At 70.2% G+C, this 14,201-nt stretch carries 13 protein-coding genes and 1 riboswitch; of the genes, 8 read left to right on the forward strand and 5 right to left on the reverse strand.

The features are described from left to right. Positions 1-556: diaminopimelate epimerase (gene dapF / locus P409_RS11380; RefSeq protein WP_034835700.1), on the reverse strand; the 556-nt coding region annotated here is incomplete at its 3' end. A 97-nt stretch (positions 557-653) separates the two neighbouring features. Continuing rightward, a riboswitch (cobalamin riboswitch) is annotated at positions 654-851 on the forward strand. Between the two features lie 99 nt (positions 852-950). On the opposite strand from dapF, the gene P409_RS36180 reads away from it, so the two are divergent. The 7 genes from P409_RS36180 to P409_RS11415 all read left to right on the forward strand — a co-directional run bounded on the left by P409_RS36180 (position 951) and on the right by P409_RS11415 (position 9,008). Next, positions 951-1,526 (forward strand): GNAT family N-acetyltransferase, encoded by a 576-nt coding sequence (locus P409_RS36180; protein ID WP_152613335.1) that lies wholly within the window; start codon positions 951-953, stop codon positions 1,524-1,526. Positions 1,527-1,679: 153 nt separating this feature from the next. After that, entirely contained in the window at positions 1,680-3,077 is a 1,398-nt protein-coding gene (gene ffh / locus P409_RS11390; protein ID WP_034835704.1) for a signal recognition particle protein, read from the forward strand. Positions 3,078-3,143: 66 nt separating this feature from the next. Next, on the forward strand, positions 3,144-3,512 hold the full coding sequence (rpsP, locus tag P409_RS11395) for a 30S ribosomal protein S16 (protein WP_034835709.1): 369 nt from the start codon (positions 3,144-3,146) through the stop codon (positions 3,510-3,512). A gap of 168 nt (positions 3,513-3,680) precedes the next feature. Continuing rightward, complete coding sequence (rimM, locus tag P409_RS11400) at positions 3,681-4,241, forward strand: ribosome maturation factor RimM (RefSeq protein ID WP_034835712.1); 561 nt, start codon at positions 3,681-3,683, stop codon at positions 4,239-4,241. Between the two features lies 1 nt (position 4,242). Further along, positions 4,243-5,055: a tRNA (guanosine(37)-N1)-methyltransferase TrmD gene (gene trmD, locus P409_RS11405; RefSeq protein WP_034835715.1), complete on the forward strand. Its 813-nt coding sequence runs from the start codon at positions 4,243-4,245 to the stop codon at positions 5,053-5,055. Further along, on the forward strand, positions 5,052-5,441 hold the full coding sequence (gene rplS / locus P409_RS11410; RefSeq protein WP_034835719.1) for a 50S ribosomal protein L19: 390 nt from the start codon (positions 5,052-5,054) through the stop codon (positions 5,439-5,441). The genes trmD and rplS overlap by 4 nt, the downstream gene beginning before the upstream one ends. Positions 5,442-5,702: 261 nt before the next feature. Continuing rightward, a complete protein-coding gene (locus tag P409_RS11415; RefSeq protein ID WP_034835725.1) occupies positions 5,703-9,008 on the forward strand; it encodes a hypothetical protein in 3,306 nt (1,101 codons plus the stop codon). Between the two features lie 23 nt (positions 9,009-9,031). On the opposite strand, the gene P409_RS11420 is transcribed toward P409_RS11415, so the two are convergent. Continuing rightward, positions 9,032-9,964: a serine hydrolase domain-containing protein gene (locus P409_RS11420; RefSeq protein ID WP_238578655.1), complete on the reverse strand. Its 933-nt coding sequence runs from the start codon at positions 9,962-9,964 to the stop codon at positions 9,032-9,034. 253 nt (positions 9,965-10,217) lie between these two features. Here P409_RS11420 and P409_RS38830 point away from each other — a divergent pair, with 253 nt between their 5' ends. Next, positions 10,218-10,703, forward strand: coding sequence for a DUF3280 domain-containing protein (locus P409_RS38830; protein WP_052120413.1), 486 nt, complete (start codon positions 10,218-10,220; stop codon positions 10,701-10,703). Between the two features lie 53 nt (positions 10,704-10,756). Here P409_RS38830 and P409_RS11430 read toward each other — a convergent pair whose 3' ends face one another. The 3 genes from P409_RS11430 to nagA all read right to left on the reverse strand — a co-directional run bounded on the left by P409_RS11430 (position 10,757) and on the right by nagA (position 14,184). Further along, a complete protein-coding gene (locus P409_RS11430; RefSeq protein WP_034835729.1) occupies positions 10,757-11,869 on the reverse strand; it encodes a branched-chain amino acid ABC transporter substrate-binding protein in 1,113 nt (370 codons plus the stop codon). A gap of 208 nt (positions 11,870-12,077) precedes the next feature. After that, on the reverse strand, positions 12,078-13,100 hold the full coding sequence (locus tag P409_RS11435) for an SIS domain-containing protein (protein ID WP_202964638.1): 1,023 nt from the start codon (positions 13,098-13,100) through the stop codon (positions 12,078-12,080). Then, positions 13,081-14,184 (reverse strand): N-acetylglucosamine-6-phosphate deacetylase, encoded by a 1,104-nt coding sequence (gene nagA, locus P409_RS11440; RefSeq protein WP_034835732.1) that lies wholly within the window; start codon positions 14,182-14,184, stop codon positions 13,081-13,083. The genes P409_RS11435 and nagA overlap by 20 nt, the downstream gene beginning before the upstream one ends. Between the last annotated feature and the right edge of the window lie 17 nt (positions 14,185-14,201).

A 14,201-nucleotide genomic window follows, 5' to 3' on the forward strand; every position in this document is an offset into this window, starting at 1 on the left:
GGAACAGCGGGTCGTGTTCCAGCACCGGGCCGACGCCGTCGATCTGCACCTTCTCGGCCTCCGGCACGAAGAACACGGCATGGGGGTTGCCCATCGACACGCCGACCCCGTCCGTCAGCAGGCCGGACGACACCGGCAGGTGCAGCGTGTCGGCTTCATGCGCCAGCGGGATGTCCTGCCAGCCCAGCCGGGCCGGGCCCATGTCGACGGTGACGCCGCCCTGCGGGGCGGTGCGGCACTCCAGCAGGCCGCCGCGGGTCTCCACCACCAGCGCGTCGGCGCCGGTATCGGCCATCACCAGGGCGGCGACGCAGCGCGTGCCGTTGCCGCAGGCGCCCGATTCGGTGCCGTCGGCGTTGAGGATGCGCATGAACACGTCGGCGCCGCTCGTCTGTGTCGGCTCGATCACCAGCAACTGGTCGAAGCCGACGCCGCGGTGCCGGTCGGCGATGCGCCGCGCCTGGTCGGGATGGACCGTGATCGGCCGCTCGCGCGCGTCCAGCACGACGAAGTCGTTGCCCAGCCCGTGCATCTTCCAGAACGGCAGCCCGTCCATCGCCCGCTCCCAAGGTCTCTCCCGCTCTCATATGGCATCAACCGGCCCCCCGGCGCGAGGGCGGAGCCCTGCGTGATCGACAGGGCGAGGGCCGGCGGCTAGCATGGCGGGCGACGGTGCCCCGGGAGACCGGGGTGAAAAGGGAAGCCGGTGCGCCTTTCGGGGCAAGGCCGGCGCTGCCCCCGCAACTGTAGGCGGCGAGCCCGCGCCCGAAGCCACCGGACCATTCCGGGAAGGCGGGCGCCCCGGGCGGCGACCCGCGAGCCAGGAGACCTGCCGTCGGATTTGTGCGTGTGACGGGGCGGGGTGTCCCCGGGCGGCGCGCCGGACGGCAGGCAGGGCCTGTCCGCCGGCTCCCTCCCGCGACCCCCTGCCGAAGGCGGGAGATGATGTGGTGACCGATCTGACCGTGCGGCCGCTGGGCGCCGCGGATGTGCCGATGCTGCTCGACATGCTGCGCGAGCTGGCGGCGTTCACCGGAGATTTGGCGGCGATGACGGCGCAGCGCGCCGATCTCGACGAGGCGCTGGCCGAGGTGCCGCCGCGCTTCCGCGGCCTGATCGCCGAGGATGGCAGCGGCGTGGTCGGCTACGTCACCTACACCATCGACTATTCGATCTGGACCGGGGGCGACTTCATCCGCGTCGACGACGTCTATGTCCGCGAACGGGCGCGCGGCCGCGGCATCGGCCGGCAGCTGATGCGGGCCCTGGCCGATATCGGCGTGTCGCAGGCGATGCGGGTGCGGTGGGAGATGGCGTCGGACAATGCCGGGGCCCGCAGGCTTTACGACGGCATCGGCGCCGGGCCGGAGGACAAGACGATCTGGCGCTGGCCGGTCGCCGCCATGGAGGGTTTCCTGAACCGGACCGAGCCGCCGCCGGCCCCTGATGCCGTGCCCTCCGAGGCCGGCCGCGGCCTGCCGGGCGAGGATGGATTCATCCTGGTGCTGCGCCGGGAGAAGGGCTGACCCGGCGGCCGCATTGACTCCGCGGCCCCACCCGTCTAGAAGACCCGGCGTTGCGGGATCGGCCCGCAATGAGACCCCATGGGGTGCCGCCAGTCCGCGAGTGTCGCGCACTGGCGCTTTTCCGTTTGGGGTCACGCAATTCGAAGGGCGATCATGTTCGAAGGTCTGAGCGGCCGTCTCGGCGACATCTTCGACCGGCTTCGCAAGCGCGGCGCGCTGACGGAGGCCGATGTCGGCGCCGCCATGCGCGAGGTGCGCGTGGCGCTGCTGGAGGCCGATGTCGCCCTGCCGGTGGTCAAGGACTTCATCGACAAGGCGCGCGAACGGGCGGTCGGGGCGGAGGTGCTGCGCTCGGTCACCCCCGGCCAGCAGGTCATCAAGATCGTCCATGACTGCCTGGTCGAGATGCTGGGCGGCACCGCGGGCGAGATGCCCGACCTCAACGCCGCCACGCCAATCAACCTGATCGCCGTGCCGCCGGTGCCGGTGCTGATGGTCGGCCTGCAGGGCTCGGGCAAGACCACCACCACCGGCAAGATCGCCCTGCGCCTGAAGGACCGGGACAACAGACGGGTCCTGATGGCGTCGCTCGACACGCGGCGCCCGGCCGCGCAGGAGCAGTTGAAGATCCTGGGCGAGCAGATCGGCGTCACCACCCTGCCGATCATCCCGGGGCAGGAGCCGCTGGCCATCGCCCGCCGCGCCATGGAGCGCGGCCGGCTCGAGGGCTTCGACGTCGTCCTGCTCGACACCGCCGGCCGGCTCGCCATCGACGAGGAGCTGATGGCCGAGGTGGTGGCGATCCGTGACGCCACGAAGCCGACCGAGACCCTGCTGGTGGCCGACGCCATGACCGGCCAGGACGCGGTCAACGTCGCCCGCACCTTCCATGAGCGGGTCGGCGTCACCGGCATCGTCCTGACCCGGGTCGACGGCGACAGCCGCGGCGGCGCCGCCCTGTCGATGCGCGCCGTCACCGGCCAGCCGATCAAGCTGATCGGCATGGGCGAGAAGATGGACGCGCTGGAGCTGTTCCATCCCGACCGCATCGCCAACCGCATCCTCGGCATGGGCGACGTCGTCAGCCTGGTCGAGAAGGCGGCGCAGACGATCGAGAAGGAGGATGCCGAGAAGCTCGCGGCCAAGATCCAGAAGGGCGAGTTCGACCTGGAGGACCTGGCCTCGCAGCTGCGCCAGATGCGGAAGATGGGCGGGCTGCAGGGGCTGATGGGCATGCTGCCCGGCGTCGGCAAGATCAAGGACCAGATGAAGACCGCCGGGCTGGACGACAAGATGATCAAGCGGCAGGAGGCGATCATCTCCTCGATGACGCCGACCGAGCGCCGCAACCCCAAGATCATCCACGCCAAGCGCAAGGTCCGCATCGCCGCCGGCTCCGGCAGCACGGTGCAGGACGTGAACAAGCTGCTGAAGCAGCATCAGCAGATGGCCGACATGATGAAGCGGATGAAGAAGCTGGGGAAGGCCGGGCTGATGCGCGGCATGCCCAAGCTGCCGCCCGGCATGCTGCCGCCCGGCTTCAAGATGTAGGGGCGGTTCCGGCCGCCCTTCGTAGGTTTCGAGAATTCTAGAGTTTGACCTGAGGAGAGTACGTCCATGTCCGTCAAGATCCGCCTGACCCGCGGCGGCGCCAAGAAGCGCCCGTTCTACTCGATCGTGATCGCCGACACGCGCAGCCCGCGCGACGGCCGCTTCATCGAGAAGGTCGGCACCTACAACCCGATGCTGGAGAAGGACCACCCGGAGCGCCTGGTGCTGAAGGGCGACCGGATCAAGCATTGGCTGTCGGTCGGCGCCCAGCCGACCGAGCGCGTCGCCAAGTTCCTCGGCCAGGCCGAGCTGGCGCCGATGCCGAAGTACCGCGAGACCCCGTCGAAGTCGGCCCCGAAGGCGAAGGCCCAGGAGCGCGCCAAGGCTGCGGCCGAGGCTGCCGCTGCCGCCGCCGAGGCTCCGGCCGAGGCCTGATCCGTACCGGTTCTTCCTTCCGCTCTCCTCCTTTGTCATGCCCGGGCTTGACCCGGGCATCCAGGGGCCGCCGGCACGGCGTCGACAGTCTCTGGATCACCGGGTCAAGCCCGGTGATGACAATGTTGGGAGAAGGCGAGGAGCGGAACCGCAACCGGATCCTCCGCCATGTCTCAATCCTCCAAGGTCTGCGTCGGCCAGATCACCGGGGCGCACGGCGTCCGCGGCCTGGTGAAGATCAAGCCCTTCACCGCCGCCCCGGAGGACCTGACCGCCTATGGCCCGGTCTCGGACGAGGCCGGGGCGCGGCGGCTCGCCCTGCAACTGCTGTCCTGGGCCAAGGACCAGTGGATCGTGAAGGTCGAGGGCGTCGCCGACCGCGACGCGGCCGACGCGCTGCGCGGCCTGCGGCTCTATGTCGACCGCGCCGCGCTGCCGGAGACCGAGGAGGACGAGTTCTACCATGCCGACCTGATCGGCCTGCGGGCGGAGCTCGCGGACGGATCGGTGTTCGGCACGGTGCGCGGCGTGTTCGATTTCGGCGCCGGCGAGATGCTGGAGATCGCGCGGCAGGGCGCGGGGCCAGGGGGCTCGTCTGTGATGATGCCCTTCACCCGCGCCGCGGTGCCGGTGGTCGACATCGCCGGCCGCCGCATCGTCGTCGACCCGCCGGCCGGGCTGCTGGAGCCGGCGGAGCGTCCGCCGGAAGAGGGCAAGGACGAGGGCTGACATGCCTTGGACCGCCCGCGTCCTGACGCTGTTTCCGGAGATGTTTCCGGGCCCGCTCGGCCAGTCCCTGGCCGGAAAAGCGCTGGCGCGCGGCGACTGGATGCTGGAATCGGTGGACATTCGCGGCTTCGCGCGCGATAAGCACCGCTCGGTCGACGACGCCCCCTTCGGGGGCGGCGCCGGCATGGTCATGCTTCCCCAGGTTCTGGACGACGCCGTGCAGGCGGTCCGCCGCCCGGGGGAGCGGCTGATCTATCTGAGCCCCCGCGGCCGGCTGCTCGATCAGGCGCTGGTGCGGGAGCTGGCGGCGGAGCAGGCGATCGTCCTGCTCTGCGGCCGGTATGAAGGGGTCGACCAGCGGCTTCTCGACGCCCAGGGGGCGGAGGAGGTCAGCCTGGGCGATTTCGTCCTGTCCGGCGGCGAGATCGCCGCGCTGGCCCTGATCGATGCCGTGGTGCGCCTGCTCCCCGGCGTCATGGGCAACGCGGAGAGCGCCGGGGAGGAGAGTTTCGGGGACGAGTTCGGGGCGGGTCTCCTGGAGTACCCGCTGTACACCCGGCCGGCCCTGTGGACGGGTGCCGACGGCGCATCCCGCGCGGTGCCGGAGATCCTGGTCTCCGGTGACCATGCGAAGGTGCGGCGCTGGCGCCTGGAACAGGCGGAAAGCATCACCCGGGAGCGACGCCCGGACCTCTGGCAGCGATATCTCGCCGTGAACCCCGAAAGGGCGGAAGGCGGCGGGAGCCACGTCCGAAAGCGCCCGGGTCGAGACCGACGTAGAGACACCAAGGAACAAGAAGGACGAGAGCCATGAACATCATCCAGACGATCGAGCAGGAGCAGGTCGACAAGCTGACCGCCGACCGCAAGATCCCGGATTTCCAGCCCGGCGACACCGTCAAGGTGAACGTCAAGGTCATCGAGGGCACGCGCGAGCGCGTGCAGGCCTATGAGGGCGTCTGCATCGGCCGCAAGAATGCCGGCCTGAACAGCCACTTCACCGTCCGCAAGATCAGCTATGGCGAGGGCGTCGAGCGCGTCTTCCCGCTGTACAGCCCGCGCATCGACTCGATCGAGGTCGTCCGCCGCGGTGCCGTCCGCCGCGCCAAGCTCTATTACCTGCGCGACCGCCGCGGCAAGGCCGCGCGCATCACCGAGCGCCGGGACAACAAGCCCCAGCAGGAGCAGAAGGAGGGCTGATCGCCTCTCCGGATTCATCGGGTCTGATCGGGGGCCGGCGCGCTGCGCCGGCCCTTTTCGTTTGCAGGCCCCGGACGATGTCTCGCAGGAGGGGTTTCGGCATTTCGGGAGTTGTCCCGGATCGGCTCCAGGCTTGCGCATTGATGCGCGATCTTCGCCGGATCATCACCGAACCGTCAAAAAACCGCGATCTCCATAGGAACCGAATCGGGTCTGGTCCGTTCTCCCTAATCGTTGGGGACCCTGTCAGGGGGGATGGCCATGTGGCCCAGCGATCTGAGGGTGCGCCGGGTGACGCCTTTTGCGGCGCAGACTCCGGCCCGGAAGACGGATCCGACCTTCGTCAGCGCGGTCGACAAGGCCAGGCAGCCGCCCGTCGGCCAGCCGATCACCGACGGCAAGGACGACCGCACCACCTTCGGGCCTGACGACCCGGCCCTCGGCGTCTACGGCGCTGGGGTGACGCCGCTCAAATGGCCGTTCCGGATCTTTGCCGATGCCGGCGTCGATCCGACCGACAACGCCGCGCTGCGGGGCCAGATGGCCGCGACCGGCGTGCTCGACCCCAAGGCCTTCGGCACCCGCCCGGCCGCGTCGCCCGATGCCGAATACGAGCTGCAGCCCGGCCAGATGGTCTGGGCCCTCGACCAGACCCGCATGGGGTATCTCGAGGAGCAGCGCGGGCTGCTGGCGAAGGTCGAGGATCCGAAGAACGCCGGCGACAAGACCAAGCTGACCGAGCAGCTGCAGGACAGCGTGATCCGCGAGATCGACTACGCCGCGACGCAGCAGGCGGTGCCCGATTTCGATGCCCTGGCGGCGCCGCTGGCGCAGCGGGCGCCGAACGACCCGACCTACAAGGCGGCCCTGGACGCGGCGCGGACTCATTTCGACAACCGCTGGAAGACCGAGGGCCGCACCCCCGACCAGATCGGCAAGCTGATCGCCGCCGCCAAGGACGGCAAATACGACGACGTCACCGCGGAGACGCGGCGCCAGCTGGTCGCCATCGCCGATGCCGCCAAGGCCGAGCTGGGCGACAAGGCGACGCCGGAGGCGCTGGCGGCGGCGATCGACAAGCGCGCCGGCGTGTATCTGACCTTCGACGCCAGCAACGCCGCCGATCCCAGGAAGTCTGCCTATCTCGACGCCGTCCGCCGGGGCCAGGCGGAAGCGACCAAGGAGGTGCTGGTCGACCGGCCGATCGCCGAGGTGCGCAAGGCCGCCGGGCTCGACCCGAACGGCACCGATGTGCCGCCCCTGAACGAGCGGCAGACCACGGACCTGCTGAAGAAGCTGGCCGAGGTCACCGATCCGCAGCATGCAATGCCGCAGCAGGTGCAGGACATCCTGTCCGACCCGCGGATCTTCAGCCAGGACCCGAAGACGCCGGGCCTGCTGAACCAGGCGGTCGACCGCATGGCGCATTGGAAGCCGGGCGGCGACGGGCCGTATGAGGACATGGTCCCGAACCTGGCCCATATCGTGCAGAATCTGTCGGAGACCGACGGCGGCAAGCCGGGCAAGGGCAAGACCCTGGTCGACGCCCTGGCGTCGCAGATCCTGTCCAAGGTGCCGGCGCAGCCGAAATACGACGGCACCGAGCGCAACATGTTCGCGGACGCGCAGTATTTCGGGACCGAGCTGCGCCGCGCCGCCGGCAAGGGTGACGTGGCGTTGTCCCTGGCCGTGGCCGGCCAGGCGGACAAGGCCGGTGACACCGACCAGACGAAGCACAAGGGCGACAAGTACTACCACAACTTCTACCACGCGCTGCGGGACGCGTCGGTCGACGCGGCCCGGGCGGGCATCGAGGATTTCGGCGGCAGCTTCGACAAGCAGGGCCAGCAGCTGATCAAGGATGCGGGGTTCTTCGCCCACCCGCTGGCCAATTATGGCCAGGGCCGCACCAAGGCACAGCAGGCCCAGGACATCGCGGCGATGCGGAAGGCCGATCCCGGCGCGGCGAAGACATACGACGCCACCGCCGCGGAATACAGCCGGATGGTCGAGGTGCGGCAGGGCATCACCCAGACGGTCGACGCCTACAAGCAGGACCTCGCCGGCATCGAGGGCTTCGACCGCAAGGTGGAGAACGGGTCGCCGCTCCGGACCGACACGAAGCAGGAGAGCGTGATCAAGGCGGCCGAGGCGATGCCGAAGCCGCTGGGCGACGAGCCGAAGAACCCGGACACCACGCCCAGCCCCTCGATCTGGTTCCAGCGGTCGGAGCGGCTGTTCACCACCCACTTCACCCTCGAAGGGCTGAAGGCGGTGCTGCCGCAGGACAAGTACCTCTACGCCCGCTACGCCACGCTCGGCACCGACGGCCTCAGCCAGCAGGAGGTGGCCCGGGTCAGCCAGGCGGGCGGGGGCGACTGGTTCAATCCGCGGCTGCTCAGCCGCTTCTCCGGCGGCCTCAGCAGCTTCCTGTTCGAGAAGAACGCGCTGTCCCTCGCCGACGACCCGGCCTCCCAGTGGAACGACTATCTCTATGTTCCGGTGCATGCCTCGATGGGGGCGTCGGCCCTGGCGTCGACTGTCCTGCCCGACAGCTGGAAGGAAGCGATCTGGAGCTCCGATCCGAAGGGCCTGGCCAACACGCCCTTCAACCAGCGCTACAACGCGGCGCTCGGGCGCATCGACAAGCTGGCGGTGTCCGACGGGGTCAAGGGCTTCCTGCGCGGCGCCGCGGCCGGGATGCTGAAGGACGTGCCGGACGTCGCCTACATCCTGGTCGACGGCGCCAACTCCGTCGCCAACTTCTTCCAGTATGACGACTGGGTGAAGGGCGTCGGCTACGGGGTCAGCGTCCTCGGCGACGCGGCCTTCGTCACCTCGGCCGCCGCCGGGGTGTCGGAGGCGATCGGCGGCAGCGGGCTCATCCTCGGCCTCGGGGCGACGGCCTGGACCGGGATCGGCGCGGCGCTGATGCTGATCGGGTCCGGCATCGTCTACTTCAAGGGCCGTTACGACACCGCCCACACCTACGACGCCGCCGACCAGCGCTACCTCGAATATCTCGACGTGCCGAAGGACGTCGCCCAGACCATCGCCTATGCCAGGACCACCGATGAGGGCGGCCGCAGCACGGGGCTGGGTCTGACGGCGGTGTTCGACCGGCTGGGCAAATCCAACCAGGACATGATCGCGCTGCTGAAGCGGCTGACGCCGGATCAGGCCAAGGCGCTGGCCACCAACGCCAAGAACATCAAGCTGGATTCCGACGGCAAGCCGGTGCTGACCCAGGACGACGAGGCCTACTTGGCCCTGCCGATGGACCCGACCAAGTCCGACGTCTCGCGCTACAGCGTGATCAGCTACAACGGCCAGACCAAGCGCTGGGAAGACCCGGTGACGCGGATGTACTGGACCCCGGGGGCGAAGCGCTGGGTCTTCGACCCGAAGATCAGCAACAGCATGGGCACGATCCCGCCGCAGCAGGACCCGCCCGTCTCCTACGATCCCGCCACCGGCACGCTGCAGCGGTCATCCACCTACCGGATCATCCGGCCGGAGAGCGTCGTCGGGCTGGAGAACTGGATGTTCGTGAACGGCCTGATCTGAGGCGGCTTTTTCGTCTTGCGCGGTCACCCGGCAGCCAGGCCCTGCGCCGCCGGGACGATGTCGTCGGTCAGCAGGCCGTGCAGCTGCTCCAGATAGCCGTCGCGCGACCGGGCCGTCGGGTCGGAGGTCATGACCACGGTCAGGCCGAGATCGGGCACAACATAGACCATCTGCCCGCCGAAGCCCCAGGCGTAGTAGACCGGGTGGCCCTGCGCCGCGGTGATGAACCAGCCATAGCCATAGGCATGGCCTGTGAAAGGCGACTGGGTTCGCGGTGTCCATGACGCTGCGACCCAGCCTTCCGGCAGCACCCGCCGGCCGTCGATCATCCCGTCCTGGCGGTACAGCTCGCCGAAGCGCAGCAGGGCGCGGGGCGACAGCACCATGTCGTTGCCGCCGACATAGATGCCCTGCGGGTCGCGCGGCCACTCCGGGATGGTGATGCCCAGCGGCCGGCCCAGCCAGTCGCGCATCAGCGCCAGGGTGCTGCGGCCGGTCAGCCGGGTCAGGGCCGCCGACAGCAGGTGGCTGTCGCCGGTCGAATACAACATGCGCCCGCCGGGCCGGTCGACGAAGGGCCGGGACAGGATGTAGCGCACCCAGTCCGGGCTGCTGGTCCAGCGCCCGTAATTCGGGCCGGAGGTGCGGTCCAGCCCGGCCCGCATCGACAGCAGGTGGTCGATGGTGACCTGGCCCAGCAGCGGGTCCGGGTTCGGCGGCAGCTCGCCGGCCAGGATCGGCGCCACCGGCTGGTCCAGCCCGGTGAACACCTTGCGCTCCAGCGCGATGCCGACCAGCGCCGACAGCACCGATTTCGAGGCCGATTTGATGTTGACCGGCCGGTCCAGCGCCGGGCCGCGGAAGGCGCGCTCGGCCACCGTCACGCCGTCGCGGGCGATGATCAGCGCCCGCAGCCGCGGCAGCGCCGCCGCCCGCTGCAGCACGGCGTCCAGCAAGGCCGGATCCAGCTGCGGCTCGGGCGCCACGGCGATGAGGGATGAGGGCGCGGGCAGGGCGACGGAAGGGGGCGTCGCCAGCAGGAGGCCGGACGCAATCAAGGGCAGAAACCAGGTCCGGAACCGTCGCATCCCGCGAATGTGGGCCCGGCGCAGCGAAGCGCAAGAGGCTGCCCGCCTCCTCCGTAAGTCGCGTTTCCGACGATGCCGTCCCGGCCTAGGCTCGACGGAAACGCAGCAACGGAGGCTGGCGATGGCGGCACGATGGCTGCTTCCGGTCCTGGTCCTGGCCGCCGGCCCCGCCGCGGCCCAGACGCCGGTCGCGGTGTTCCCGTTCGAGCTGGCCGACACCAGCGGCGAGGCGGCGCCGTCCAGCCATGACGCCCGGATCGCGCTGGCCACCGGCCATCTGGCCCGCAAGCTGGAGCAGTCCGGCCGCTACCGCCTGGTCGATCTCTCGCTCCTCGCCGCCGAGGTCGCGGCAACCGCGCCGCGCTATGGCTGCGGCGGCTGCTGGCTGGACGTGGCGCGGAAGAGCGGGGCTGATCTGGCGGTGCTGCCCGCGGTGCACAAGGTTTCGACCCTGATCTCGACCATGGATCTCTGGGTCGCCGACCTGCGCAGCGGGCAGTACGTCGCCCATGTCACAGGCCAGATCCGCGGCGACACCGACACGGCCTGGCTGCGCGGCGTCGACTTCCTGGTCGATGAGCGGCTGCTGCGCCAGGCGCCGCCATAGAAGAAGGGGCCGGCTGGGCCGGCCCCTCCGCATCGGTCCGATCGGATCGCCGCTTACTTGGCCGGCTCGAAGGTCGTGCCGGTGCGCTTGAACAGGGCGTAGCCCGACTTGGTGCGGTCGCCCTTGGAATCATAGGCGATGTCGCCCAGCACGGTCTTGTAGTCGCTGCCGTCATGCAGCGCCGCCGCCACCTTCTCCGGATCGGTCGACTTGGCCTTCTTCGCCGCCTCGGCCCAGGCCTGGACCGCGGCATAGGCGTAGAGGGTGTAGCCGGCCGGGTCGATGTTCTTGGCCTTCAGCGCCGCGACCACGTCCTTCGCCGCCGGGTTGGTCTCGGGCGGGTTGTCGATGGTCAGCAGCACGCCTTCGCCGGCCGGGCCGACGATCGACCAGAAGTCCTGGGCGTAGAGCCCGTCGCCGGAGATGAACTGCGCCTTCAGCCCCTGGTCGCGCATCTGGCGCAGCAGCAGGCCGGCCTCGTTGTACAGGCCGCCATAGTAGACGACGTCGATGTTGTCGGCCTTCAGCTTCGAGATCGTGGCCGAGTAGTCGAGCTCGCCCGGCGTGATCGTCTCATAGGCCGCTTCCTTCACCCCGCCGGCATTGACCACCGCCTTGGTGGCGTCGGCCAGGCCCTTGCCGTAGGTGGTGGAGTCCTGGACGAAGGCGATCTTCTTGTCCTTGAAGTGCTCGACGATATAGGCGCCGGCGACCTTGCCCTGCTGGTCGTCGCGGACGACGGTGCGGAACACGGTCTTGTAGCCCTTCTCGGTCAGGTCGACCGCGGTGGCCGAGGGGGTGATCATGATGATCCCCTCCTCGTCATAGACCGGGGCGGCGGCGACGGTGGCGCCCGACAGGGTGTGGCCGACGACGGCGACGACCTTCTTGTTGACCATGTCGTTGGCGACCTGCACGGCCTGACGCGGATCGCCGGCGTCATCGCCGAACTCGACCACGATCTTCTCGCCATTGACCCCGCCGGCGGCGTTGATCGCCTCGACCGCCGCCTCGACGCCGCGCCGCTCCTGCAGCCCGTAGGGTGCGTTGCCGCCGCTCAGCACGAAGGCGGCGCCGATGGTGACGTCGGCCCAGGCGGCCGATCCGGCGAAGACGGTGGCCAGGGCCAGGGCCGAGGCCATCGTCCCGCTGCGGAATCTGCTCATGCGAATCTCCCCTCTTCATCCCGGCGGGCCGGATGCCCGCACTTTGGGCAGAGGGTAAAGCGATTGCGGGCCCGGCGTGAATTCGTTTGTTACAGAACCGGCGTTTCGACCCGAAGCGGCTTCGTTTCGATCGGCCGGCCGGGGCGTTCCGTCAGGAAAATATCCCCGGCCGGGCGTTCCGCGATCGATAGGTCGGATTTATGCCGAATCAGACCGTCTCGGTCACCTTGCTCAGGTTGCGCGGCGCGTCGGGCGACAGGCCGCGGGCTTCGGACAGGGCGGCGACGAAGGGGTAGAAGGCGCCGATCGCCAGGACCGGGTCCAGCGCCGGGTGCAGCGGCGGCGGCAGCGGCAGGGTGGCGCCCTTGACGCCGGGCGCGCCGGCCAGCAGCACATTGGCGCCCAGGCCGCGGAACTCCGCCGCCATCTTCAGCACGCTCTCGCGCCCGCCATCGTTCGGGGCGTAGGCCAGCACCGGGTAGCCGGCTTCGACCAGCGCCTTGGGCCCGTGCATGATCTCGGCCGCGCTCATCGCCTCGGCCTGCAGGATGCAGGTCTCCTTGAACTTCAGCGCGCTCTCCTGGGCGATCGCCAGGTTCAGGCCACGGCCGGCGACCATCATCCGGTCGGCCTTGGCCAGGGCCTCGATGGCGGGCGACCAGTCGCTGCGCACGGCGGTCTCCAGCGCCTCGGGCAGGCGCTGCAGGGCGGCCTTCAGCTCCACATCCTCGGCCCATTCGGCCACCAGCCGGGCGGCGACGACCAGGCTGGCGATGTAGGATTTGGTCGCGGCCACGGCGCGCTCGCGCCCGGCATGCTGGTCCAGGACGATCTCCGCGGCCTGGGCGGCCGGGCTGTCGGTCGAGTTCAGCACGGCGACGGTCAGGGCCCCGCGCTCGCGGGCGCGGCGCACCGGCGTCACCAGGTCCGGGCTGCGGCCGGATTGCGACACGGCGATGGCCAGGCTGCCCTTCAGGTCCAGGTCGGAATGGCCCAGCGTCTCCAGCGAAGGCGGCAGCGAGGCGGTGACCACGCCCAGCCGGCTGCCCAGCAGATAGGCGGCATAGGTCGCGGCGTGGTCGGAGCTGCCGCGGGCGATGGTTACGGCGAAGCGCGGCCGGTCGGCGCGCAGCCGGGCGGCCAAGTCGCGGACCAGATCCGCGTCGGCGGCCAGGAGGTCGGCGATGCGGGCCGGGGCCTCGCGCGCCTCCTCAAGCATGATCGAGGTCAATCGACTCTCCTTCGACATGGACGCCCGTGACCCGCAGGTCGGCGTCGAGAACGACGATGTCCGCCCAGGCGCCGGGCGCCAGGCGGCCGCGATCGGCCAGGCCGAGATAGTCGGCGGCCAGGGTCGAGGTGCGGCGCGACGCCTCCTCCGGCGTCAGGCCGATGGCGACGAAATTGGCGAAGGCACGGTCCATGGTCAGGCAGCTGCCGGCCAGCGTGCCGTCGTCCAGCCGCACGCCGTTGCCGCATTTCCGCACCGTGTAGCGGCCCAGCCGATAGTCGCCGTCCGGCATGCCGCTGGCGGCCGTGGCGTCGGTGACGGCGTAGAGCGACGGGATCGCCCGCAGGGCCGCCCGGATGGCGCCGGGATGGACGTGCAGCAGGTCGGGGATCAGCTCGGCATGCTCGGCATGGGCCAAAGCGGCGCCGACGATGCCGGGGGCGCGGTGGTGCAGCGCTGTCATCGCGTTGAACATGTGGGTGACGCCGTCGACCCCGCGCGAGAAGGCCTCGGCCGCGGTCTCGTAGTCGCAGGAGGAATGGCCCAGCTGCACCCGGATGTCGCGCGCGGCCAGGAAGGCCTGCAGGCTGCCGTCGGGGTCGGCCTCCGGTGCCCAGGTGACGACGCGGATGTCGGCGCGGTCGCAGAAATCCGCCATGCGCGCGAGGTCGGCCGGGATGGCATAGGGCGGCTGGGCGCCCAGCCGGTCCGGGCTGATGAACGGGCCTTCCAGATGCACGCCCAGCACCCGCGCCTCGCCTGCGCGCCGCCCGGCGATCACCCGCCCGGCGCCGTCCAGCGCCGTCTCGATCTCCTCGACCGGGGAGGTCATGGTGGTGGCCAGCAGCGCCGTCGTGCCGTGCCGGGCATGGGTGCGCGCCAGGGTGCGGATCGACGTCTCGCCCTCCATCGCGTCGGCGCCGCCGCCGCCATGGCAGTGCAGGTCGATGAAGCCGGGCAGGATCATCGGGCCGCTCTCCAGCCCCGCGACCGGCTCGACCGCGCGGATGTGGCTGTCGAAGCGCAGCCGGCCGGCGACCCAGCCGCCGGGCGTCAGGATGCGGCCTTCGAGAGTCTTGGTCATGCGTCGCTCCAGGCTTC

This window comes from Inquilinus limosus MP06 (genome assembly GCF_000767795.1).
Lineage (GTDB): Bacteria > Pseudomonadota > Alphaproteobacteria > DSM-16000 > Inquilinaceae > Inquilinus > Inquilinus limosus_E.